Raw genomic sequence first — 24,261 nt, forward strand, 5'->3', positions numbered from 1 at the left:
GCTATCCGGAAGCTTCTTATACGGTTGAAATTTTAGATGGTACCCAGGTTGTTGCCAGTGTTTTGGCCAATACTTACCGGGACGATTTGAAAGCCAAGGGTTTTGGTACGGGCAATTACGGGTTCAGTATTGATTTTCCTGCTAGTCTGAAAGATGGCAAAGCGCACTCGATCAGCGCCCGGATCAAGGATACCGGCTTCCAGCTGACTGGTTCACCTACTGCTTCTCCGATCAGTGTCACGTGTGCGGTATTACCATTGTACAGCGGGGTCCTGGAATCGGCTGACTGCAATGTGATTACAGGTTATGCATGGGACGAGAATTTCCCGGAGAAGGGACTGACTGTTGAGATCCTGGAAGGCACTACGTTGCGGGCCCAGGTTGTTGCAACAACTTACCGCGCTGATTTGAAATCGGATGGCAAAGGCACTGGCAATTACGGGTTTAGTGTGTCCTTGCCCGATATCCTGAAAGACGGCCAGCCACATACGCTGGCAGCTCGTATCAAAGGAACGACGGTTCTTCTGGCCGGTGGCCCCAAGACCATCACATGCCAGGTGCCCTCGTTGTATGCGGGTAACTTTGAAGGCGCGGATTGTAATACATTCCGCGGGTACGTTTGGGACAAAAACTATCCTGAAAAGACACTTACGGTTGAGCTCATGGAAGGCAGTGTTGTACGGGCCACAACCGTGGCAGATATTTTCCGTGCTGACCTTGAAGCTGCTGGCTCGGGCACTGCCAAATATGGGTTCCGTATGGCCATACCTGCAAGCGTGAAAGATGGTAAGCCACATGAGCTGAAGATCCGCGTTAAAGGGACAGAGTATTTCCTGAGGTCTACGTGGACAGTGACATGCAATAGCTCAGGCGCGACAGCGCGAATTGCTGCACCCGAGCAGATTGTTGCGAAGGAAGTTGAAACCATTGTAGTAGTGACAACCTCACCAAATCCAACAGCCGGTATGCTCAGGGTCAATGCCAGTCTTGGGGAGGGTAAACGAGGAACATTGTCCGTGTTGAATCTTTCTGGCCTAAGAGTTTACCAAAAAGAATTAATAGGCAGCAAGTCGGGCGTGCTGGAGGAAGTTGATCTTACAAACCAAGCTTCTGGAACTTACATTGTTCAATTTGATAGCTCTGAAGGGCATATAGTCAAGCGAGTAGCATTAGTTAAATAATTAAGATTTGATTCTTCTCAGCAGCTATTTTAATTCTTATGCAGATTGAACCAGAACTTGTTTCGGTTCAATCTGCATAAGATTGCGAATTTGCCACTGTAATCGCTTATGAATATGTGCTGGTTCAAGTATGCGAAAATATGCGTATAATTGTTAGCTTTAATTATACTCAACGCTTTTCGCATGCAAAATAAATCTACTTTCTATTGGCTGGATCTTATACGAGGTTTGGCTGCGATACTTGTGTTTTTGTCGCACATTCGGGTACTTTACTTTGTCGACTATACCGATATTGATAGTAACCCTTATTTGAGCCTATTTTATTTTATTTCCGGATTTGGACACTCAGCTGTTGTCATCTTTTTCGTATTGTCTGGTTTTTTTATTATTCGTAGTATCGATCGCGCTGAAAATAGTGGCAGGTGGTCAGCATCAAATTATCTGATTGATCGTATAAGTCGTCTATGGGTAGTGTTAATCCCCGCGTTGATTGTAACATTATTACTAGATAGAACAGGATTGAGTTTCTTTGGAGATTCAATAGCGTATACCGGACAAATTGATAGCCTTCAAAAGGTCAATCCTACTGGAAAAATTGGCATTTCGACTTTTCTGGGCAACGTTTTTTTTCTTCAAAATATTTTGGTTTTACCATATGGTTCTAATACACCCCTTTGGAGCTTGGCGTATGAGTTTTTTTATTATATCATTTTTCCACTTCTCTACTTTGCTTTCATAAACAGGACCAGACTTTTGAAAAGCCTAATTCTGACAACTGCAGCAGTTGCGCTTTTGATTTTTGTGGGTGAAGAAATAAGTAAATATTTCCTTGTATGGTTAGTAGGGGGATTAGTGTACTTCTTAAGCAAGAATGATTATTTTAAATGGGTTGGTAAACCGCCGGTCATAGTCTTATCTATACTTTTCTTCGCCGGGACACTAACTTTTATCCGGGCAAATAAATTGCATTGGATATTCAACGACTTCTCCTTGTCAGTTGCGGCAGGTTTATTGATATGGAACGTTTTTAAGCTTGAAATGAGGTCAGAACTTTTGCGGAAAATATCAAGGACGCTATCCAATTTTTCTTATACATTGTACCTTGTTCATATGCCAATTTGCGTTTTCCTGACAAGTGCGCTTCTTCGGCAACGACAATATCCTAGCATCGAGAATCTAACAGCTTTTGTTTTACTTTGCGCCATCATACTTGTAATTGCATATGGTTTTTACTTAGCATTTGAGAAAAAGACTGATCGGATCCGTAACTGGGTAAAGGGTAGAATCTACATGCTTAAAGAAACGCAGGTGAAGCATTTATAATGCTCCGGGACATGGAGATATGAAGTATTTCGGAGTAATTGCATATTCATATATCAAGAACAAAGCCCGCATCTTTTAAGGTGCGGGCTTTGTTCTTGATATACATTGTTTCCGAAAGACGTCTACCTTCCTTTGCCAAGTACCATTACCTGAACTGTTCGAAGTATAAGCTGAACATCATCAAAAACACTATAAGATTTAAGATATTGAAGGTCATATTTTAAGCGTTCAACATTCTTTGCAACACTATCTGCGTAACCAACATTTATTTGGCCAATGGAAGTAATACCAGGCTTAACGGTAAGAAGCCTTTGGAAATCATGTGGTTCAGCTTCCATTAACATGTCGACGTCATACTTAAATAATGGGCGGGGACCTACAACAGACATTTCACCACGTAGAACATTTAGGAACTGTGGGAGTTCATCTAGTCTTGACTTACGTAGAATCTTTCCGATGGGGGTTATCCTTGGGTCGTCATCTCCTTTAGAATGCTGCAGCCCCATCTTATCGGCATCAACGTACATAGTACGGAATTTATAAATTTCAAACATCTCGCCCCATCTGCCACACCTTTTTTGACGAAAGAATACCGGACCGCGTGATGATAATTTGAGAGCTATCATGATAGTTAAAAAGACCGGCATTCCCAAGATCATTACCGTAGTTGAGAAAATCAGATCAAATGAACGTTTAAATGTTTGCTCATTGACACTCGAAAATGGCTTGGTATTAACTTGAATTACAGGATACAGATCATGATATTCAATAGTAGCCATATTAGTCATAAAACCCCTAAAATCTGGCACAAGCCTAACCTGAGTTTTTCGTCTTTCTCCCAGCTTGATTATACCTTTAATCTGCTCATCATTGAGATCTGACAGGCAGCAATACAGGTAATCCAACTGCTGAGTTTTGACCATATTTTCAAGACTATTCAGATCATACTCACCATTATTGAATTGAAAGAGCCCACAAAAACGAAAACCGAGTTCTTTGCGATCCGCATAGAAGCCACGGATCATGTTAGAAACTTCACCCTTTCCAACAATTGCATAACGATGATCGTTATATCCTGCCTGGCGATATATTTTCAATGAAAATATCACAGCAATTCGGCAAGCTGTAGCCGAAACAAGAAAGAAAGCATAAGTCATCAAAAATTGAGTTCTCGAGAATGCATCGCCTTCCTGGACGAGGTATAAAAGGGCGGTAATCGCAGTTGAGTGAATGATTACCGAGCGAAAAAATCGTCTAAATTGAACGTTGATGTTGTACGATAGTCGCGAAAATGAGTAGGGGTGCGACACATGTACTGTGAAGATCCAGATCAAGTTAGCAACTAATAAAAGGATAATGTACTGATTGTCAACTAGCTTTGTGAGGCTTTCAAAGCGAATCGCGTATGCTGCTAGAAATGAAGAGTTAAGAAGGACAATGTCTGTCCACAAGTGAATTTTGGGTAAAATCCCTGCGTAGCGGTTTTTCATATTACGTTGAGTATAGAGTAAATTATTTACACATAGCTAAAACCTCTACTTTATTCAACTTTCTATTGAAATAGAGGTTTTTACCTAACAAATAAACGTTGAGATTCGGATTATTCAAAGAGACGCAAACATTGAATAGTTCAATTTTACGAAAATTATGCAAATTTTCCTACTCTTCCCGCTCTAAGTTTTATATGTGAATTTCTGAGCTATGGAACGAACTATTCCCAAGATTAAAATGTCCGATTGGATGAAGCATTGCACATTGTTTTAAATCGTGCTTGCTCTTGGTAAGCCACTGTATTTCTGCGGGTTTTAGTTTGTAAGAAACTGATCTGTTGGCTTTTGAAGACCCAGTTCTCTTCGTCCTTCTATGATATTATTGAGAGTCGCTTCAAAATTCATTAATACTGCGTCTTTGTTCAGATACCTTTCAGCATAGCGTCTGGCATTGATACGGTAAATACTGGTTGATTCAATCAAGCCAGTCATAATTGCCTTGTATAGGGCATCAGGAGATTCTGGCTCTGCAATCAGGCCAAGTTGGTGCTCGTGTATCATATTGTGCAAAGAGCTTCCTGGAAGCGTGGTAACAATCGCACATCCGCCGGCGGACAAAATCGCTGTCAACTTGCTAGGCATCACGAGATCAGCTGCAGACTTTTTCTGCAAAACCAGGTGAAGATCAGCTGTTGCAAGTAGCTGAGACATTTTCTCATATGGTTGAAGTGGGTGAAATTTAACATTATCTAATCCAAGCGCATTAACTTGATCAACAAGCGCTTCTTTTCCTCCACCGGCACCAACGATTAAGAATTTGACATTCTTCTGTGTAGAGAAACGGGACGCAACGGATACAATTGCATCAAGTCCCTGTTTCTCACCAAGATTACCTGAGTAAAGAACCACCTTGTCCTCGTTACTTAGACCAAATTCAGCACGTAGCGAATCATGCTTGTCCAGGGGGCGAATCATGTTGGTATCCACCCAATTCGGGAGTAGAACAACGCGAGAACTTGGCATTATCTTTAATTTTATTCTCGAAATCATCCCATCACTGATGGATGATACTAAATTGCTTCTTTTCAACAACTGCGTCTCGAGCGAAAACATTAGATTTAGCATAGCTTTGTTTCTGATCATGCCTAACTCTTTGGCCGCGTCGATCTGGAGATCTTGTACGTGAGTAATATAAAGCGAACTCCGTATTTTTGAATATAGCTGCGGTAGGATGCCAAGATGGAATGGTGGAGATATACTGATAACTATGTCGTGCTTTTTTAAAAAAAACGTATATAGCCAGACAGGTATAATGCTTAGAAAGAATGAGAACTCGTGTATTATTCTTTTAACAGGCGTCACATGTTTTGGAACATACAATGGACAACGGAAAACTTTTACACCGTCGATTTCTTCGGAGAACCATAGCTTTCCTGCATAACCTGTATGAACTGCCCATTCGGGATAATATGGATGAGCGGTCACAACAGTGACGTCATGTCCCTGCCTTGCCAGCCATGTAGACATTTCGCCTGTATATTTACCAATTCCTGTAAGCTCCGGGCTGTAGTTAATTCCGTATAAGATGATGCGCATTTCAATCCGTTCTTGACTTATTAGTTAAATATATTAGCATGCGATTGTCCTTTGTTTTGGAATTACCAGCATTTTCGCCGCGTCAGAGTGTACCGTTGTTTGGTGTAAAAGCTATCGTGAGCTTCCATTTTTCCTGAGACTTTGCTATTTCGCAGTCAGCACCACCGAATAGCCTCCAATTATCAGATTAAGACGTTACTTCTATCTATACTGGCCTTTCGAAACTCCTGGATTTTACAATAGACCTGGACAAAGTATGATGCTTTTAGGATCGAGAATGCCAAACCCCGTGATCCGTCCAGACATCCTCCAAGCAATATATAATTCCCGAGGAAGTATAAAATGCCGACAAAGGGTGTGTCAACAAGTTTGTACTTGATCGATTGTTTCCAAGTCAATTGTGTCTCAGCATCGCGGGAATGCTCTCGTTTAAGAAATCGCAATGCTTCCCAATTCGCATAATCATCATGTTTCTTGACATAGTGTGATATTCCACGAAAGTCCTGGTGATCTATTTTGCTCTTTATTTTTCCAATGTTACCATCAAGGATTGGATGCTCATGGATCTCCATGTCAAGATGGCTCCAGAATTCCTCATCAATCCTTTCGTATTCACCTTTTCCAATTTGAAAAAGTGCGAGTTTCTTCAACGGGTATCCCCATTGAAGGGTTTTGCCCATAAAGTAGATACTGTAGTTAAGCCAATAACCGACGAAATCATTTTTGGCAATTGCTTCGCGTACCTCCTGTTTGAATTCAGGTGTTATATACTCATCAGCATCTAGAAACAGTACCCATTTCGTAGTAATGGTAGAATCTCGCAGAAACCAATTTCGCTTTTTAGGGAAACGACCATTCCATTTAAAATTTACGACCTCAACGCCCATAGCAGCAGCGATCTCAGTAGTCGCATCTGTACTTTCTGAATCGATGACTACAATTCTTCTCGCGAAATCCTGGCCTATTGCAGCCAGGCATCCTGAAAGATTTTTCTCCTCATTCTTAGTTGGAATTGCAATCGTTATATCTAATAAGCTGGTTTCAATCATTGTTGTGGGGAGCGTTAATCATTAGAACCCTATTTAGTCAGTCATTACCCGTGCTTTCAGCGCCTTGCAAGGATTCCCTGAACATACCATCCAGGGTGGCATATCCTTAGTAACTACGGATCTTGCCCCAATCACTGCACCGTCGGAAATAGTGATACCCGGATGAACAAAAGTTTCAGCAGCAATCCAGCAGTTATCGCCAATTGTGATTGGCTTTGTAATTAGGGGAAAGCCTTTTTTCGTGTAATCGTGTGTTCCAGCGCATAAATAAGACCCTTGAGAAATAACGGTTTTCCTACCGATTGTAATTTTCCCTTGGGAGTAAAGATTCACTCCACTGGCAATTCCACATTGATCGTTTATGTCTAGATTCCATGGAGCCCAAATTTTCACCCCCGGATATATATGGGTCTTTTTACCTATTCTAGCGCCGAAGCATCTTAACAAAACTGCTCTGAACTCATGAAACGGTATAGGTGATAACTTAAATAGGATTGAAAACAATGCCCATACGACACGTGCGATTCGGTTACGAAAAGAAAATGATGGACCATCGTGTGTGTCCTGATTGATCAAAGTTGATTTACTCATTCAAAGGCAGCAGGAATGTCTATGTATCTATTTTAACCAGTAATTTTCCTAGGTGCTACAGGCTTGTTAGGAATATCTTTTGTCTTTTTACTAAGGAAGATTGCCAACATATGTGAAGGCTTTTCAATCAATAGATAAAATATGTATGATAAGAAAAGTGCCACAATAATAGCTATGATCTTTAACTCAAATCCAGGCATCAAGCTAACACCCACGAGTACCAAAACCTTCGGGGCAAGCTGGTGAATCATATAAAGCGAATAGCTCCATTGCCCTGCACTTTCTAATGTTTTATTTGCCTTATGATCAATGAAATATTTGACTTCGAGGCCAAACCATATGCACACGAGAAAAGCAAAGATATTTAACGTGAATACGTTGCTGGCTAAAACATGGTCGGCGTGGAATTTGACGACCCTTAGAACAACGCTGGTAGAAAAAATACCTGTGCGTACAATCCAGATATTTTGGGTCGAAAGTAATGGAAAACGCTTGTAATTGTCGGCTAACCAGCAGCCCAGAAGCCAGCAAGGCAATCCAATAAATGCTGTAAATAATATGCCATTTCCGCTAATAACATAGGAACCATTCGCTTCATCTATCCGATCCCAATTGAGTAACGCGAGTATCAAGGAGGAAATGTATGCAATCGCAACCTGCTTGTCCCAACTGAATTTTTGACGGAAAAATAGTAGTAATGGAAATACCGCATAGTAGATCAATTCGCATAGAATACTCCAGAATATGCCATACTCGGGAGCTGGTACATTCATTCCTAAGTACTTATACAATGAGAATGCGATGATCGCTGGCAGGCATATTCTTGTAATGCGCCTGATGTAGTATGAAGACAATTGAATTCGTTTACCGGAGCTATATGGATAATAAATACAAAAGCCGCTTATCACAAAAAAGACAATCACAGCAGCTGGCCCATTAAAAAGACAAGCTATTGTATGATTCAGCAGTTTTCCGAACAATGAATCCATATTGCTAATGAATGCAGGAACCGGAACACGGAGATGTCCTAAGACAACAATTACTGCACAGATGAAGCGAATGCTGTCTATACCTTTTATTCTTTCCATAATGTTTTATCGTTGAGTTTCTATGTGCACGAGCACAGCTTTTCAAAAATGCCCTAGTTCTTTAAGACGCTAGTGCTTTGAGCAAGTAATCGACTGATTTTTGTCGTTCAGCGCTAAGCTTGCTCGCTACAGTATCATAATCAATTTTAGCCAAAGGTTGCACTAGTGAAATTTCTGTTTCTTTAATGAGACGGTCCTCTAATCCGAGCAATTGCATTAAATTAATTTGTCTGCTGTTGTTTGCTTTTCGCGACGGAATTACTGTATAAAAAGGTTTATTAAATTGAATGGAGAAAATTGATCCATGATATGAATCAGTAACTACATAAGAAGCTCTCGAAAATAAACCTATAAACTCTGCGGGACCTGCATCAGGAAAACTTTCAATCTCTATCGAATCAAACGATTTGGCCACTCTGCCAACACTCACTACCTGTAAGCCAGTTTGTTCATGAATAAGCTTTAAAACACTTTTCATGAATTCGGATAATCTTAATACATAAAGCAATATATATGGTTCACTTCTTTCAACAGGGATAGCTATTTCCTCCCACTCTTGTTGCGTCAATAGCAATGTAGGATCCAAAACTCGTGTTGCGTCACGGCCAGTTATGTCCTTTATTATGTCTACACCTGCTTGTTCTCGGCACGACAGCACATCAATATTATTAAGAAGACTTTTATAGTTGTTCCTATTTGACTCGCCAATTTCGCTCACACCAAAGCTTGAAGCATAGGAAATCTTCTTTTTATTTTCCTTTACAAAGGTTAAGAAATATGGTTGCAGCGAAGTATGTGTAACCGGATTCCATACCTGATCGCTACCCACAATAAATGTTTCGTATGGGAGATTTGCGGCGTAAAGCTTTTCATAGCTATTGTAAGTTGGTGAAAGCCTGGTATGCCTCGCGTGAAACTGATTAACGTTTTTCGCTTTTTGACTCGGCTTTCCCTTAAGTTTATTAATGTAATTTATAACCCGATGGCCCAACCACTTGAATTTGTTTTTTAGGCTAATATTCATCGTACGCACAGACCCCTTGGTAGGTATATGCTCTGGATTAGTGTAATAGAGGTAATCAATTACTTCATTATGGAATCCCAATTTTTCCAACTTATGGTGCAACGCGAATGCCTGTAGCTCGGCGCCATAGTTATTTACCTTAATTATTGTAATGATTCCTATTTTTTTCATCTAAATTGATATTTCAGTTGTTAGTGAAAACTTGCAATGTTTTCGACCGGATACCTAGCAGAAGAGGCAATTTTAAAATGTTCGGGAACGAATCCACAGCTTATCATCATAATAAAACTTTCGGATTTCGGAATATTTCCTACCCTCCAATAAATTTCATCCTTTTGAGGAGAACTGCTGCAATTAAGCGAACAAGCAGCGATTTTATAGTAATGTAATGCATATAGAAGGTTCATCGCCCACATTCCTCCATCAACAAATGCCTGATTTCTTTCAAACAAACCATGAAAAACCCCAAGCTCAGCCGTGACAACAATCAGTTTATCGGCAAGGTGTCCGAAGCCACGGTTACCACCCTGCGTTTCAAGCAACTTTTTAATTGTATTTTTATCGGAATAAACATGCACGCGTACAGTTTGACGATTACATGCAGAGGGAGTATTACGCGCAAGCGAAACTGCTTTGTTGATTAGGTCAATGGGAATTTCAACACTCGAATAATTTCTGATACTTGATCTTGATTCCGAAAAGTCTAGGAAATTACCGGAGCTATTTGCAAAATAGCTTTCACCTGTCATCAAGCGCTGCTCGCTCACAGAGCAGGAAGACATATTGCGTTCAAGAATTTGAGTGGCGTGCAATATGTCGTCGTCAAGCTTGAAATCATGGAGTCTATGAAATTCACGATACTCAAGAATGACTGATACAGCATGTTTTACCTGCTGATCATCCAAGCCATACTTGGATACATAGGTGTTGCAATTCTGGATTAAGGTCATGATGTTCGCCTTTCCAAATCCTAGTCTCGTCTCGGGCATAGTCAATCCCTTCTCGACTACGTGATATTGTGCAGTTATTTTACCCGACAGCTTGTATTTTCCGTTGAGATTTACAGCACCCGAATATCGGGCATAACGGTACCAATCTCTGAAGTAGACTGGTATCAGAAGAACAAACGCTAAACTTGGGAGATAATTTTTTATAAACCGCTTCATGAGTATACTAGGGCTATTATGACAAGTGAACAAATTTGGGAATTGGACTCTTGTAAAGAATCCAATTGTAAAGCTCTTCAATCTTCTCAGCGATTACTTGAACTGAATAGTTTTCACGGATCAGCTTTTCACCGTTGCGGCCCATTTGCACTCTTTGTGCTTGAGAAATCGAGAGTGCTGTTCTGAAGGTATTTGTTATTGTCTGCACATCATTATCTATCCACCAACCGCACGAATTGGTTTCAAGTTCTTCCCAAGGCATCCCTTTTGACGCAATTACAGGGACGCCCAGCATTAATGCCTCGGGAACGATCATTCCGAAATTTTCAAAATCACTTGGCACTGCTAAGTAAGAAAGTGAGGCAATAGTTTTATTCTTAGCATCACCTGAGAGAAAGCCGGTAAAAATGACATTTTTCAATCCGAGCTTTTTCACCTCCTCCTTTAGGAAGTTCCCGTAACTATTTTCTTCTCCACCAATGATCAGCAACTCCGAGTCTTGAACTAAATCTCCCAGTTCATTCCAGGCGTAGATCAGCCTTTCGATGTTTTTTCTAGGATGAATGCGGCCTAGATAGCCGAATCGATTTTTGTTTTTTACAGTGAAGTCCGGTGAGCCAAAACTGTCGGCATCAATCGGGTTTGGAATAACCGCGACTGGCGATTTAACTCCTAACGCTCTAAGATGCTCCATTTCTTCGTGACATGTTGCTTGTATACACGCAGCTTGCTGTAAATCTCTTAACATATACATATTCAGAGCGATCTTCTTAATCATTGCTGATTTTTTGAGATCCTGTGGATACAGCATTCCTCTTGGGGTAAGGATGTAAGGCTTGCTGAAACTGCGGGCTCGTTTCGCAGTTACATAGGAGGGATACTGCCACACACCATGTGAATGATATAAATCATAATTATTATGATTTTTAAGGAAGGTATCAAAATGCTTTGAGTATGCAATCTTCTTTTCGAACGGGGATGGCACGAAATGAACGAACTCGCCGTCAATGATATTAACGTCTGTCGCAGATTCAAGTGCGTATGTAAGTATTTCAACATCCAGTCCCCGGTCCATGATACCTTTGACGGTAAGTGAAGTGCTCAGTGGCGGTCCACCGCCGTTGATCCTGAGGCGTGGTATTGTATGCAGAATTTTCATTTATCGTTTACGTTGAGAATATCGTTGGTAATCAGCCTTGTGCTAATATTCGTTCATAAAGTAGTTCAATTTGAGTTAATGCTTTTTCAGAACTGAATCTTGAACTATTAGCAATACCCTTAGCAATAGCTTGTTCTCGGTCTTTTGCAGATAGGTTAACAATTTTCGTAATCTGTTCTGCTGCTGTCATGGCCCATTGCTTTAACTGGCCAGACTCTACGGGCCGGCGCGGAATTAAGAAAGCTGCATCACCCGCCACCTCGCTCATCGGTGCTCGATTGGTTGTGATTGTCGGACACCCCGATGCCATGGCCTCAGCAATCGGCCATCCAAACCCTTCATCCAATGATGGAAACAGGAACAGTGCAGCAGTCCTATATGCCTTCCTGACTACTTCATCTGAAAGGCCGGTGAAAAAATGAATATCCTTTCTGTATTTTGATGTATTGTACGAAGCAACAAGTGAGGTGCTTGGAGTTGCTCCGATCATTATAAGTGGCATCTTAGACGCTGTTTCATCGCGCCACGCACTATAAATTTCAATCACACCTCGTCTATTTTTATACCATTGATTACCAGCTACATTGAGAATGAACCCAGTGGAAAGATCTTGCTTTAAAATCTGACTTAATTCATTTCGCTCGAATTCAACATTCTGGGACGGTGAAAAAGGTTGAGCAAGCCCATTGTGGACGACTTCCGAAATGCTTGGTGCTTGCATTAAGAGACCATGTAAATCAGCTTGGGTCTTGTATGAAATCGAGATAAAGTTTCGTCCCTTCTGATAACCCCTTCTTATGAAAGATTGATACTTCCTTCCTGACCAATTCGTTGGATTTTCGGGAATATTGCCCAGCGCACTGTGTTGTGCGAGAAAGTCATGGCAGTGGATAACATGAGGTAAATTTGAAACCAATGGTACCCAAGGTCCAAGTGCATGGTCGGTGAAAACAAACAATGTGTCTCTGCGATGTAGGTAATCACTTTTTATCTTTTTTGGAAATAAAACATACTGATCAAAATACCCCATCCACTTCTTGAGGCTCTGAGGAACAGGTAAATTGTATGCAATAGGATCAGGTGAGATAATCTGAGTATCGTGACCACGAGACTTCATACCCTGAGCAAGCCATCTTGCGTAACGAGGCATGCTCTGAGAGCTTAAAAATGTTGGATGTGTGATAAAAATTAGCTTCATCAGCTCAGGTCTTTAAGTTCGCCAACCGGGAACAGGCTTTTAATCTCTGTCAGTACTGTGTTGCAAACATCCTCGTTCCCAACTTTCAAAGCCCTTACTTTTGCAGCGCCAGAATTTCTAATATTAGTTCTGAGCAAATCATCACCAAGCAGCTTTTTGCAGACTTCTGCACATTCCTTTGAGTCTTTCCAATATACCGCTTCGACTCCCTCCTCATACATTTCGCTGTGCTCAGATGTCCGTTCTGCACAGAAAAGACCGCCTATATACGGTATCTCAACCGACCGTCTTGTATGTAAATCCCTATTACCTTTTGATAACATGCCCAAGCATATTTTAGCTCCCTGAATAGCGGCTACATAATCCCGGCCAGATAATGCCGGACCTTTGTAATGATCTTTCAAGTCATTCCATAATGGTGACTTTTTCCAGCGCCCTCCCCAAATGCTAACCGGGATACCGTCCTGTATTAAATCGAGAAGGAATCTATCCCTATTTTCGTTACGCATCCAAGTGCCGATGAAGGCCACATCAGATCTGAATTGCGCCGGAATATCACTTGCAGAATCATAGGGTTTATGAACTATCTCATCATAAGACATGTAAACTCGAATAACGTTCTTTACTCCAAGAGACCGATACTCAGCTATATTTGGCACTCTAAGCACGGCAGCAAGATCATAAGATGATATCGCATTGAGAAGCGTATTGAATCTATTTCCATCCCGCCCCCCGGTGGGATCATCATTATTGTATAGTATCACAGGGCAGCCAAGCTTCTTTAAAATATTCAGGCTGCTTTTGCCTAACAACTCACCGCCATTTACCCAGACAGCATCGAATGCCTTGTCCCTTTGTAATTGGGTTTCCAGCCATTTTGCTACCCTCTGATTAAGCAATTTATATCCAGTACGGAAGTGCATTTGACTCATTAATCCGGGTAGCAGCTTAAAGTTTAGCAATTCATACGGATCTAGACAAACCACCTCATTTCCGAGACGTTTTAAAGCCTGAGCTCTATGATTAGAAGTCGCCGAAGACTTCATACTTCCTAAATACAGTAGTCTCATGCTATGCAAATTTTGAAATCAGTTTCCTTTTTTTTGTTCTAAAAAAGGAAAGTCTTAGTCGAAGGAAAATTTGTGTCAGATAAAAGAAAACACCCCAGAAAAGTATCGATCTAAGTGAAACCAGCCACTTGATAATAGATGCCTCCCCAAGCCTCAGGAAAAAGAGGCTAATGAAGGTTGTTACTATTATTGCGTAAAGAAATGGTGAGAGTTTCATCGTTTGACTCATTGATAGCATCATATACCAAAGGCCAAAAAGCAACAACGGATAGATGAGTATGCCGAACCATCCGAAGTCCACATATGAACTAAGATAAAGGGAGTCTGCTGTATCCTGCGTACCAATAGGGAAGTTTGCATATAGCAACTGCTCTTGTTTTGGGAATGCTTTTTTATTAGGAACAAGAGGCCCTGGTAATGCCCAGATCAGAGAGTGAAACAAATCTTTGCCAACCGTAAACGATTTGTTCCACAAGGGTAATTGAATACATAGAGCGAGTGGTGTTGCCACAAGCGGCCTAGTTGAGAGATTCACGGCAGTCTTAAATCTCTCTGCAGCCTGTAATTCCTCAGATTGTTGAAATTTATCTAACGTCTTCGAAATCACTTCCACCGCACTTCCTTGAATTTCACTAGCACCTGACACCCCACTTCGAAGAAAATTGTTTAGCAGAAAAGCCTGTGAAACAATGGGGTATACAATTGCCATAATAAGTACAGCTCTAACAAAATTTGGTCTTTTTGCAAGGAAAAATATAGCCCAGTAAGCGTGAGCCACAACTGAAAATGTCATGGTGCTCCTACTTTTATTAAAATGTAAAAAGAAACAGGTACTTGCTGATACTGCCAAGATAATCCATAACAACAACCTTGCATGCCCTACTTCCTTTTTCCATAACAAACTAAATAACAATGCGTTTAAGAATACATGTAACGGTAAGAGTGATTCATAAAGTACCATCCATGCGGGCATATCACCATCTTCATATCCTGCCACATTCAATCCTCTTTGCGCAACAATCCCTGATCCAATCAGCCCTAATTCAATTGCTACTATGAGCAGCATCATAATTATGAATCGCTGCACATTGATTTTTTGAAATAGCAAGATTCTGTTGCGTAACTCTATTTCCAAGCGATATAACCACGGTCTTGAACCAGCGTATGCCAAAACAGCTGAAAAGAGCGTAACAAAAATAATTGCCAAACAGTAACTACTAAGAGTAAGACCTCCGCCCAAATTTTTACTAAGAGCAACTTCAATAGACCTGTCGACAGCTCGACTAAACATAGAGGCTATAAGCCAAGATGCATTTTGAATAAAAACAAGCATTGCAGCCCCTAGTCGAGCAAAGCGAACCATTTCTACCTGATTTCCTAACCTGTTCCACACCCACAGTAACATCGTGATACTACCAAAGAGCGCAGCGAGGTCTGCAACTATTACTTCGCTAATCAAATAAGCAAAGAACCATCCAGGCAAGGTCAATAAGATAAATTGCCCTAACGGTCTTTCGGAATTTGAAATCGACGGTCTCAGACTGCTACCCTGCCTAGAATTACCTGACAATGTTGCTAAAGTCTTCATAGATGAATATTTATGAGGATTATCAGATCCTGTTTTTTATGAGTTTAGCATATTCTAAACCGTAAGAGTCCCAGCCGCCACGAGAGTTGATCTTAGTAATTGCTGCCGCAGACATGGTTTCGCGCAAAAAGTTGTCGTCTGCCAGCATTTCAAGATGCTCGGCAATAATCTGAGGTGATCGGGTAGGGACGATAAAGCCTTCTACACCATTTGTGAAAAGATCCTCTGCCCCTGCATTTCTTGTTGCAATAACCGGGCAGCCACAAGCCAGCGCCTCTCCTTGGACATTTGCCAAACCTTCTTCGATACTAGGCAGGAGAAATGCATGAGATTGGCTGTAGTAATTTAACAATTCGCCATTTGGAACGACGCCTTTAAAAATTACATCCGAGAGTTTTTCCTTTTGCAGAAGCTTTTGTACTTCCGGATGTACGCTTCCTATTACAGTAAATGATTTATTAGGATGTTTAAACTGCCGAAAAGCATGTAGCGCATCCATAAAACCTTTACGAATTGAAACTGCTCCAACCCACAGTACGTCAAACCGACCACTCTTTGGGTCTAGCGTCTTCTTAAAGCGGTCCATACTTGCACCATAAGCCAGCTTAACTACCTTTTCCGGTGCCACACCTTTTTCAATGAAAGTTTGGCGCGCGAATTCGGAGGGAACAACTATCGCATCTGAAACAGCATATTCCTTTTCTTCCTTCGTTATTTTTCTAACATCAATACCTGCAAAGCCAAGTCCCCAACGGTGGTATTCCTCAGTCAGGATTTCGTTTTGAAATGTAATGTGGCTAGATCCGCGGTGACAAATATATTTTCCTCCTACTTGCTGTGCACGAGTGCCACTTTTTAAACCGGAACCCGAGAGACCTATAACGATGGTTGGATTATTAATTTGTTGAGCAACGTGATGATCCAAGGATTCATGCGCCAGCCAATTCCATTCTCTACTTATCCATTTGAAATTATTCATGCCTATGTTGGACATGTAGAGGTAGGGGGTGTAAATCCATGGAAAGGATTTAATGCTGTTTTCAGGAATACCTTTTTCTTTTTTTAGCTTGAATTTTGGGTAAGCTGTCCAAATAGTGTCTAACAAGTCATGCTTGACTAATTGTCGAGCTAAATGGAACTGACTAAATCTACCTATTGTGACTTGAGTAACTTTCATATTGATTGTAGATTCCTTTTTGCCAGAATTCGTTTTGCTGAACTTACACGCCCTACCTTTCCTCCGGCTGTTGCAAGAAACAAAGCCCAACGCCACATAGACGACAATATAAATGGGGATTTTTCAGCAACTTTTTCCAACTCTACGAGATAAGTGTTATTACCTGCAAACCTCCTTCTTACACCATTGTATCTTTGCTGCGTATCAAAATTCAATGTTCCATGCACTCTTAAAGGTAATTTGTTTTGGCCTAGTTCATTAACTAGAATGTCGTACAACTTGGACAATACCTTCGATTTCTGTGCAAGCAGTTCTCCTTTTTTGTTCAAGTGATTAGAAGCGACACCTTCATGTCTTCTCACAAAAACAACAAAATCATCAACAACGCCCATGGAAAACTTCCGTGAGGCTCGACTCCAGAAGTCGAAATCACCAGCATAGGGAAGCTGCTGATTGTATCCTCCACATTTTTTTACCAGATCTGTTCTGAGAGTAACATTGGATAAGTTGCCAGGAATATTGCCAAACAAAAAAAATAACAATGTGGCATCTTCGGATTTGACAATGTTCGGTATAACTTTCTTTTGATATCTAGTAAGAGCACATTTGCCAGTTTCGCTATGATTAAATCTTGCAAAACCTACGTTCTCCGGAGCTGTTTCCCAATAATTTACGATTCGCGATAATGAGCGTTTATCCACAAAGTAATCGTCCTGACACAATATCTGACAGAACGGAGCAGAGGCCTGTTCAAAAATCCAGTTTAGATTTCCGAAAATTCCTCTGTTTTTCTCTTGTTTAAAAATTCTTACCCGGGAGTCCTTAATAGTGTCTAGGTATTCCCTGGATTCATCACTAGAGCCGTCATCGCTAATGATCATCTCCCAGCTTTGATATTCTTGAGACAATACAGACTCAACGCACTCCCGAAGAAATGGCATTCCATTCCAAACGGGCGTTATGATGGAAATATTTGGTTTGGTCAACAGTTCGCTCATCTTAGTTTTCCATTATTTTGACCATATTGTCGAAAGACTCCCGAATTCTGGACAATTGCATTAGTCGGTTTTCCTGCAGAGCATCTTTACTTATGTCCCGACTGCGTACGTAAGCGGATTCAATTTGATGGAATTCACTAGTTCTATCCAAACCTTTTACTCCCCATGTATTCATGTAACTATTAACTTTGGCTCCTTTGAGGCCAATATAAGGAACAGCATAACTCATCGCTGTAATCACGCCATGTAAACTGGTCCCTATATATGTTTTTGCATTAGCTATTAGAAACATAATATCCCAGATAGTTACATCTACAAAGAGTTCATAGTCAACGCTAAGATATTTTGCAACTTCCCGAAGTGCCACATCATCTTCATGCGCAAGTGCTTTGCCAATTGGACAAAGACATATCTTAACATTTTGATTAGCTCCCAATGAATTAAGTTCATTGGCAATTTCCTTGTGAAATCCCTTCGAAATTCTCTTACCAACTTGTACAAATACATACTTACCCCCATTTTGGGAAACGTATGAAGCTGCTTTCGCACTTACTTTTGTTGCCAAATATTCTTTATCATAAAACTCAGACATTAATATCGCTGAATCCGGGAATAAACTGGCGTTAATACCATTGACTTCGAGATTGTTTAGTGTGACATGATCCCTAACCGCAAAGTAGTCAGAGTTTTGCAGCGGCCGCATGAGTGCGTCAGGATAAGCCTGAAGGAGCTTTTTATTGACACGAGATCCGCCGAGCGAGTTCAAAATAACTCTATTTATATTAGGGAATTGCTGCTTTGTTACAAGAAATGGAAAAGGTGAATGAAGGCCTAGAAATTTAGTGCCATAACTATCAAAATTGATAAACCCGGCGAGATATCTTGTGAAGAATCGTACGATATCAATTTTCGAGTTGCCATCGATCGCTGAAATGAGGGATCCCCATTTCACGGCGACTGATTCACCACCTGCTAAAATAACATTTACCTTGGACTTGCCACTATTGCAACGCTTATAAAACTCACTAATTCCAAGTGTGGGTTTTCCGCCGATTTCCGAAAGATCACTGTCAACTAAGCCAAAAAATTCGAGATTGAAATTTTGATTATATGTGGCTAATTGCTTCTCCAATATTATTGGGAACAATAGATCTCCATAATTATTCCTATCAAAAGCTCCAATTATAAGTACATCACTCATGAATAAGAAAGTTAAGCTATTTAATATTTTGAGTAGCAACCGACCTTTTATTTGAGAATCGGGTGATCAATTTTCCGAGCATAGAGTGTAACAATTGTTTTTCGTCGCTGCACAGTCCCGTGAAATATACAGCAACTAAAAATAATGAGGCCGATATAAATCCAGTCAATATAAATCTGTATTCCAAATGAATATAAGTAGTAATGAGCAAGCATGCAATTACCGAAACTAGAACCGGTATTATTTCTCTGAGAAAAACCTTTTCGGTATATTCTTTGACAGACAGACCCGCAAGCTTTCTTAAGAAATAAATTCTAAACATACATGCTGCAAAGTCTAGAGAAATAGTAACAGCCAAAACTGAATATGCGGGAAGCCCTAATGAGAGAAGTAAATAAGAAATGGGTATGTTAAACAAGAGAACTGTCCCTATAACTATCTGATACATCTTGATTTTTCCTGTCGCCTGGGCTGCTGATTGAAGGCCAACAGTGAGTTGTACTGTGAGTGAAGAGATGATAATCAGAGTACAAAAAATGACTGAATTGGCCGGTACTTTTTTGAGCCAAAGATTAAGAATTGTTTCAAGTTCAAACATGATTGGTATCGCTGCTATCGCGAGAAGAAAAAATCCGAACTTGCTTGCGATCATGGCCAGGCGAAGCATGCGTTGCCTATCGTCGGCACCTTCACTTTTCATAATCTGGGGGTTAATAGCCCTCAGCAATGTTGCGGAAAAGAAGTTCAATTGACCTGCTATTTGCCCGGAAATACCGTAGGCTGCATTTACAACAGTTCCAAAGAATAGATTAAGTAATATAGCAGTGCCTTGCGAGCGCCCTAACGCGCATAGTGAACCAAAAAGGTTCCAACCAGCAAAAGAGGTGAGCTCTTGGATAGTATTTCTATCAGGCAAATTGATCCCCCGAAAAGAACATTCTGCATAATTCTTTAGACAGTAAAGAAAATACAACAAAAAACTGGCCCCGCTTATAAAAGCAACAAAGAAGCCGTAAAAAACTAGTTTGTCTGTTGTAACATAAATCAGTGAAAATGCTATAGCGAACTTTGCTAGGGTTTCAAATATACTGACTACGGCAATCCAAAAAATGTTTTCATGGGCATTGATAGATGCAGTAAATGGCACGGCAATAATTGTAAAGAATACGGATGCCGACATAAAATGGAAAATGGTCTTCGCTGCGTCAACCCTGTTTGCGGGAATATTCAAAAAATGGTCAAAAAGAAACAATCCCCCTATTTCAAGCAAAAAAACGATCAATGCAGCGATTCCCATGTGAATAACCAAACTTGCATGGAAGATTTTTTTTTGCATCAGCCAGTCCTTCTTTCCTTGATAAAATGACAAGAACCGCTGAGTGGAAGCGGTCATGGCAGAATTCAGGAATGAAAGCATTGTGATAATGCCAGCAACTAAATAGTATATTCCATAATCCGAGGCACCAAGTCCGTTTAGTACGAACCTGGTCGAATAGAGGGTAATGAACATTGTTATGAGCATCTTTCCGTAGAGGATACCCATATTAAAAACGACCTTGTTTGCCCTTCCCATCTTGTTATTAAACCATATTTTGGTTGTGACCTTTATACCATTGAGCAAATCGCAATAAGCCTTCTTTCAAGCTTACATTTGGAGAGTAACTAGTCAGATCCATAAGCTTTGCCTGACTGGCCCAGGTTCTTGGTACGTCCCCAGGTTGCATAGGCATCAAATCTTTTTGTGCCACCTTTTCCAAACCCTTCTCAAGTTCAGAAATGAATTCCATCAAACTGACGGGTGCTCCGTTGCCAATGTTCAAGACTCTATATTTAGAAGCTGAGGTGAAGTCTGAGAGAGCGGTTTTAACAACGCCCATGACGATGTCATCTACATAGGTGAAATCCCGCTCCATAATTCCATTATTAAAGACCTTTATCGGCTTTCCCTCCGAAATGGCCTTCGCAAAAAGCATAGGAGCCATATCCGGTCTACCCCAAGGGCCATAGACTGTAAAAAAACGTAAGCAAGTAATGGGTATATTATATAATTCACTGTACGCATGAGCCATTAATTCATTGCTCTTTTTTGTTGCTGCATATAAGCTTACTGGGGAGTCTACTTTATCATCTTCTTCAAATGGTATCTTCGCATTGGCGCCGTAAACAGATGAAGAGGATGCGTGAACTAGGTGTTTTGGAGCGAAGTATCTACATGCCTCTAGCACATAGTGAAATCCTAAAATATTTGATTGGACATACACATCAGGATTCTCGATAGAATATCGTACGCCAGCCTGTGCGGCTAAGTTTACTACGATATCAAACTGCTCTGTCTGAAAAAGATTAAATAGCTGCTGCTTGTCCTCTAAATTCATCCTAACAAAGCGGTAACGCTCATTTGTGCTACTAGACACAAGTTTGTACCACTTAATGTCGTCTTGGGAGATGCCTGACTCATTTAGCCGCGCATATTTGAGTTGAGGAGAGTAATAATCGTTTATATTGTCCAAGCCCACAACCTCAAATCCTTCTGCAAGAAATTGCCGAACCGTGTGAAATCCGATAAAGCCTGCACTACCAGTAACTAAAACTTTCATCGTAATCAGTATATAAGTTGAGTGTATAACATACCATTGTAGTCGATCACGCGTGCGAATAAGCTACGTAATTTGAACTACGTTGACGCGATCCAAGATATGTCATTTTAAAATTTGGATTAATAATTGCGTTGATCTCATCCATATATTGCAAGATCAAACTGTTGGATTCAAACCGTTGAAGAAATGGTTTGACTACTGCTTAAAAGTAAAGTCAAATGATCCTCTTTCATGAAAATCATTTATGGACATACTTGAACTGGCTTGATAGAGCCCGTCAAAAATTGAGAATAAAATGGGAGTTTTCATATAGTTACGTTGAGTTTTATCTATTTTACGAGATTGTAAAACAATCTCGTAGTCAAATGTTTGTCATAATCTATGCCTTGCCCACGAGCTTCCTGAGCCTGCCTCCAAAGTCACGTCTTTTATCGCCGCCGTTATCTTCTGTATAATAGCCATATCCGTATCCACCATAACCATACCCATATCCGTAGCCAGCTCCATAGTTAACACCATTGTAAATTACGGTGAGATTTGAGAATCTCCTGGACTTGCCAAGCTCCCCTACACGCTTGAGGTGGTCCTTCAAAGTATAGTTGAAACGGACAAGGTAAAGGGTCGCATGAACATGCTCAGCGATCAGTGCAGCGTCAGTAACCAATCCGTATGGGGGGGAGTCAATAAGGATATAATCATATATTTCACGAAGTTCACTAATCAGAAGTGGAAGTCTTCCATTGCTTAGCAACTCAGAAGGATTCGGGGGTATGGGGCCGCTGGTAATTACATCAAAGAGAGGATGAACGCCAGTTGACTGAATAAGATCAGATAGATCTTTCTGACCAACCAAATAGTTGGACACACCTTTTTTGTTGGGAACTTCTAAACGTTCATGCAAAGTGGGCTTGCGCAAGTCAACTCCCAAAAGAATAACCTTCTTATCTGAGTATGCCAAACTCGCGGCAAGGTTAATACTAATAAAACTCTTTCCCTCGCCACCAATGGAAGAAGTAAACATAATTGATCGACAGCTACCATCTCCAAGATATTGAAGGTTGGTACGGAGTGCTCTGAATTGTTCAGCGACCGCACTTCTACTTGTCATCTTGATGATTCCTTCTGAGATCGCTTGACCTTTTTCCACTTTCATCAAACCAATTTCTCCAAGCACTGACAGATTGGAAATATTTTCAATCTCTTCCCGGCTTTGAACTTTATTATTCAAAAGGAAGAACAAATTTATAAGGAGTATCGGCAAGAGGAAGCCGGCTGCAAGCGCACCTAGCCAAACAGTTGATCTCTTCGGCTTGATAGGTATCGCGGAGGAGCTCGGAGCGTCTATCAAACGGCTATCAGTAACTGTGGATGCATAAGCGAGAGCAGTCTCTTCACGTTTTTGCAGTAAGTACAAATAAAGCCCTTCCTTTATAGATTGTTGCCGCTTTATTCCAACAAATTCCCGCTCCTTTTGAGGAATGCTCCGTAAGCCTGATGAAAATCTGGAATTTATTGATTGCAGATTCTGCCTTGTTATATCCATCCCTCTTTTCAGATTCTGGACATTTTCTCTGATTGCAAGACGGGTGTTTTCAAGCTGGGTGTTAATTGTTTCTAAAAGCGGGTTACCAGCTGTTGTTGTTCTAGCGTACTTTTCTCTTTGGAGTTCAAGTTCATTAAACTTTGTGAGAAGCGAGACCAGTACCGGATCGTTGATCATATATGTCGCAGGGGCAGGCGCTCCTGAACTAGAATTCTTAATGTAGTTATCAACGCTTTCTAAGATGCCTATCTGAGTTGTGATTTCATTTAATTTAGAATCATTTTCCTTGATGTTTTCAAGGAACAATTGTGACTCGGCACTGATATCAGTTAAACCTCTTGAGGTTTTGTAAGTTTCAACATCTCTTTCGACATCACCGAGCTCACCGGTGATCAGGCCAAGACGGGTTTCAATAAACTTCAACGTGTTGCTGGCCTCACTATTCTTGTCGTTAAGTGATGACTGTACATATACATCGAGTAGCTTGTTAAGCACATCTTTGCCACGCTGCATTGAGGGATCCTCAAATGTCAATTCCAGTACTGTACTTTTGGGATTTAGAACTGAGACATTTAGCCTTGTGAGCATGCTGGCAGTAAGCGACGTAGCATTTTTGAAGTTCACGCGGATCTCGCTGTAAGGAGAATCTCCACCTTTAAATACTGAAAATATTCCCCACGGATTTCGGAATTTCTGTCCGAACGTATGAACTTTTTCTTCGTCGTTAATCCTGAAATGATCTTTGTCTACCAAGTAGATCGTCATTGGATTTCTTAATGCGTATTCGGTGGTAAGATCTGACTGTAGGAGTATGGGACTAGCACCGTAGAGATCTACTGTTTTAAGACCGTCTTTCGCCTGAAAGGCAATATCAAGGCTTAATTCTTTCACCACCTGCCCCATAAGCATCTGAGACTTTAATACCTCTATTTCATTCTCAACCAGCTTATTTCCGCCGAATTGAGCCATTTCTTCCATAAAAGTACCATCCTCCGCGACTCCCTTTTTTTCATCCTTTATAAGAAGGGTGGTCTTGGAAAGATAAATTGGGCTTGTTACCTGAAGGTAGAAGAATGCAAGAATGCAGGTAGAGAAGATAAAGATTGGGAAGAGATACCAGTATCGAAAATATCGCCTTATATAATCTTGCAGATCAAACCTTTCTTCCTCAGCCTCGAAGTACTCCTCAATTGAGCTGTTATTTTTCATAAGTATCTTATAA

General features: G+C 40.7%; 19 protein-coding genes. 2 read left to right on the top strand and 17 right to left on the bottom strand.

Features of this window, described 5'->3' with window-relative positions:
• Together AC1XTG_RS21080 and AC1XTG_RS21085 are read left to right on the top strand one after the other, a co-directional pair.
• A partial coding sequence (locus AC1XTG_RS21080; RefSeq protein ID WP_484843318.1) for a T9SS type A sorting domain-containing protein occupies positions 1-1,181 on the top strand: 1,181 nt, incomplete at its 5' end.
• A 183-nt stretch (positions 1,182-1,364) separates the two neighbouring features.
• A complete protein-coding gene (locus AC1XTG_RS21085; RefSeq protein ID WP_484843319.1) occupies positions 1,365-2,504 on the top strand; it encodes an acyltransferase family protein in 1,140 nt (379 codons plus the stop codon).
• Positions 2,505-2,626: 122 nt separating this feature from the next.
• Here AC1XTG_RS21085 and AC1XTG_RS21090 read toward each other — a convergent pair whose 3' ends face one another.
• From AC1XTG_RS21090 to AC1XTG_RS21170, 17 genes are all read right to left on the bottom strand, one after another.
• Entirely contained in the window at positions 2,627-3,994 is a 1,368-nt protein-coding gene (locus tag AC1XTG_RS21090; RefSeq protein ID WP_484843320.1) for a sugar transferase, read from the bottom strand.
• Between the two features lie 315 nt (positions 3,995-4,309).
• Entirely contained in the window at positions 4,310-5,590 is a 1,281-nt protein-coding gene (locus tag AC1XTG_RS21095; protein ID WP_484843321.1) for a WcaI family glycosyltransferase, read from the bottom strand.
• Positions 5,591-5,772: 182 nt separating this feature from the next.
• Complete coding sequence (locus AC1XTG_RS21100; RefSeq protein WP_484843322.1) at positions 5,773-6,639, bottom strand: glycosyltransferase family 2 protein; 867 nt, start codon at positions 6,637-6,639, stop codon at positions 5,773-5,775.
• A 33-nt stretch (positions 6,640-6,672) separates the two neighbouring features.
• Positions 6,673-7,230 carry a WcaF family extracellular polysaccharide biosynthesis acetyltransferase gene (locus AC1XTG_RS21105; RefSeq protein WP_484843323.1) on the bottom strand — a complete coding sequence of 186 codons (558 nt, stop codon included), beginning with the start codon at positions 7,228-7,230 and terminating at the stop codon, positions 6,673-6,675.
• A 32-nt stretch (positions 7,231-7,262) separates the two neighbouring features.
• The gene (locus AC1XTG_RS21110; RefSeq protein ID WP_484843324.1) at positions 7,263-8,318 is read right to left on the bottom strand and encodes an acyltransferase family protein; all 1,056 of its coding nucleotides are present in this window, start codon (positions 8,316-8,318) and stop codon (positions 7,263-7,265) included.
• Between the two features lie 61 nt (positions 8,319-8,379).
• Complete coding sequence (locus AC1XTG_RS21115; protein WP_484843325.1) at positions 8,380-9,513, bottom strand: polysaccharide pyruvyl transferase family protein; 1,134 nt, start codon at positions 9,511-9,513, stop codon at positions 8,380-8,382.
• Positions 9,514-9,533: 20 nt separating this feature from the next.
• Positions 9,534-10,508, bottom strand: a complete 975-nt coding sequence (locus AC1XTG_RS21120; protein ID WP_484843326.1) for a nitroreductase family protein — start codon at positions 10,506-10,508, stop codon at positions 9,534-9,536.
• A 16-nt stretch (positions 10,509-10,524) separates the two neighbouring features.
• A complete protein-coding gene (locus AC1XTG_RS21125; protein ID WP_484843327.1) occupies positions 10,525-11,667 on the bottom strand; it encodes a glycosyltransferase in 1,143 nt (380 codons plus the stop codon).
• Positions 11,668-11,698: 31 nt separating this feature from the next.
• Complete coding sequence (locus AC1XTG_RS21130; RefSeq protein ID WP_484843328.1) at positions 11,699-12,865, bottom strand: glycosyltransferase; 1,167 nt, start codon at positions 12,863-12,865, stop codon at positions 11,699-11,701.
• Complete coding sequence (locus AC1XTG_RS21135; RefSeq protein WP_484843329.1) at positions 12,865-13,935, bottom strand: CgeB family protein; 1,071 nt, start codon at positions 13,933-13,935, stop codon at positions 12,865-12,867. The genes AC1XTG_RS21130 and AC1XTG_RS21135 overlap by 1 nt, the downstream gene beginning before the upstream one ends.
• Position 13,936: 1 nt before the next feature.
• The gene (locus AC1XTG_RS21140) at positions 13,937-15,523 is read right to left on the bottom strand and encodes a hypothetical protein (RefSeq protein ID WP_484843330.1); all 1,587 of its coding nucleotides are present in this window, start codon (positions 15,521-15,523) and stop codon (positions 13,937-13,939) included.
• Positions 15,524-15,545: 22 nt separating this feature from the next.
• Positions 15,546-16,700, bottom strand: coding sequence for a glycosyltransferase family 4 protein (locus tag AC1XTG_RS21145; protein WP_484843331.1), 1,155 nt, complete (start codon positions 16,698-16,700; stop codon positions 15,546-15,548).
• Positions 16,697-17,698, bottom strand: coding sequence for a glycosyltransferase family 2 protein (locus AC1XTG_RS21150; RefSeq protein WP_484843332.1), 1,002 nt, complete (start codon positions 17,696-17,698; stop codon positions 16,697-16,699). The genes AC1XTG_RS21145 and AC1XTG_RS21150 overlap by 4 nt, the downstream gene beginning before the upstream one ends.
• A 1-nt stretch (position 17,699) precedes the next feature.
• Positions 17,700-18,899 carry a polysaccharide pyruvyl transferase family protein gene (locus AC1XTG_RS21155; protein WP_484843333.1) on the bottom strand — a complete coding sequence of 400 codons (1,200 nt, stop codon included), beginning with the start codon at positions 18,897-18,899 and terminating at the stop codon, positions 17,700-17,702.
• Between the two features lie 16 nt (positions 18,900-18,915).
• A complete protein-coding gene (locus AC1XTG_RS21160; RefSeq protein ID WP_484843334.1) occupies positions 18,916-20,442 on the bottom strand; it encodes an MATE family efflux transporter in 1,527 nt (508 codons plus the stop codon).
• 37 nt (positions 20,443-20,479) lie between these two features.
• Positions 20,480-21,496 carry an NAD-dependent epimerase/dehydratase family protein gene (locus AC1XTG_RS21165; protein WP_484843335.1) on the bottom strand — a complete coding sequence of 339 codons (1,017 nt, stop codon included), beginning with the start codon at positions 21,494-21,496 and terminating at the stop codon, positions 20,480-20,482.
• Between the two features lie 379 nt (positions 21,497-21,875).
• Entirely contained in the window at positions 21,876-24,248 is a 2,373-nt protein-coding gene (locus AC1XTG_RS21170) for a GumC family protein (RefSeq protein ID WP_484843336.1), read from the bottom strand.
• Between the last annotated feature and the right edge of the window lie 13 nt (positions 24,249-24,261).

It is taken from the genome of Dyadobacter sp. HNCC25DJ183, from assembly GCF_056895175.1.